Below are 1671 nucleotides of genomic sequence, written 5' to 3' on the forward strand. Positions count from 1 at the left end.
ATGGGGGCTTGCTCTCTTAATTGGTCTATCAGCGCGTACGTGTGAACTCGTCCGTCATCAAGAGAGCCGTAGCCTTCCTAAGAAACACCCTCGATTGCCTGTAGGGTGAAACCAAACTCGGCGGCCCGACGGTGCAATCCCTTGACCACCCGATCGCGGTACTGCTGCTCGTAGTGATCGGCACCGGGATCCTGATATTCCATACCAAAACGCATGGCGTTGTAGAACAAGACCGCAATCTTGCGGGCCGTGGCGGTAACCGCCTTCGCTTTGCCGATGCGCGCAGACAACCGTCGGTAGAATGCCCCCAGCGCTGTATTTGTTCTGCCGATGGTCACCGCTGCCAGTCGTAGGTGGGCGGTCACTCGATTCTTGGTCTTGCGAGTATGAGCTGACAACACCTTGCCACCACTGATCCGGCAGCCCGGAGCCAGTGTCAGCCATGAGGTGAAGTGTTGGGCTGTTCGCCAGCGACTCAGATCCGTTCCACACTCGGCCACCAAACGCAGTGCCAGGTAAGGGCCAATGCCATGGATCTGGGTCAGATCGATACCGACCAGTTGATAGAGCAAGGTGCGCACATCAAAGTTGAGTGAGTTCGGCTGCCGGGTACGGTGGCGAGGCTTGGGTAGCGCTTCGCTGGGACGGGGCTTGCCACGAGAGAGTTGTTGCAAGCTTTGGGCAATCTGTTCATCACAGAGAGAAATCTGGGCCTGGTAGGCGTCATACATGGCCAGTGCCTGACTCAAGGCAAACACATGCTCGGGCTGGTAATTGCCAACCAGCGCACGCTGGATAGTTTCGACGCTCGACTGACAGCGCTGGTCGCGCATGGCGGCGAGCATTGTGGCATTTCGCTCTCCTGCGACAATGGAACGGATGATCCGCATACCGGTGGCGCCAGTGATGTCACTCACCACATGCTGCAATTGCAGGTTCATGTGAGTTAGCGCCTTCTGCATGTGCTGGATATGGGCCGCAGCGTAATCGAGGTGACGTTCACGTAGCCGCAGATAACTGCGCAGCGCGGCGATCTCCCGTTCAGGATGGAAGCTGGCGCGCAGTAGACCGCAAGCATGCAGGCGCTGGATCCATTGCGCATCGTTGACGTCGGTTTTGCGTCCAGGTACGGCCCGGGCATCCCTGGCGTTAGCCAAGATGACCTGTAAGCCATGGGTCTCCAGGATCTCGTACACTGGTATCCAGTACACGCCCGTTGACTCCATTGCCACGGTGGTGATCCCAAGCTCGACCAACCAAGCAGCCATGCGCTCCAGGTCTGCCGTGAAAGCCTGAAAGGTTTGCACTGGTTCTTCGGCGAGTGCAGTGGGCACCGCAACCACATGGAACCGCGAACCGATATCGATGCCCGCGGCGCGGGCATGGATGATCGGCAAACCGTGTTCTGTATTGTGCTTTTTCATGAATACCCCTCCATCACAAATAGTGCCGGACGGGGACTCGGATTCGATCACATTCCTAAACGGGGTCACCAAGGTGCCACCACTCACGGGTCCGCAGCTTCCCCTGGGTCAGGTTTTTTGACGGGGACTCAGCCTCCAAAAAGCAAACGACCACTGTCCGGTGAGATCAGTGTAGTGGACGTGTTTCTAATTCCATGGGCCACGGAGTGCCGGGGAGGCGGTTTTTTAGAATGTCCTTTTCGCGCTC

At 57.6% G+C, this 1671-nt stretch carries 1 protein-coding gene; it reads right to left on the reverse strand.

From position 1 onward, the window contains the following. Window positions 1-77: 77 nt before the first annotated feature. On the reverse strand, window positions 78-1424 hold the full coding sequence (locus PG888_RS22805) for an IS110 family transposase (protein ID WP_270694461.1): 1347 nt from the start codon (window positions 1422-1424) through the stop codon (window positions 78-80). Between the last annotated feature and the right edge of the window lie 247 nt (window positions 1425-1671).

Source organism: Aeromonas sp. QDB23 (assembly GCF_027707745.1).
Lineage (GTDB): Bacteria > Pseudomonadota > Gammaproteobacteria > Enterobacterales > Aeromonadaceae > Aeromonas > Aeromonas allosaccharophila.

Excerpts from the sequence above, each read along its gene's own strand:
- PG888_RS22805 (WP_270694461.1), bottom strand. The coding sequence starts at position 1,424 with ATGAAAAAGCACAATACAGAACACGGTTTGCCGATCATCCATGCCCGC.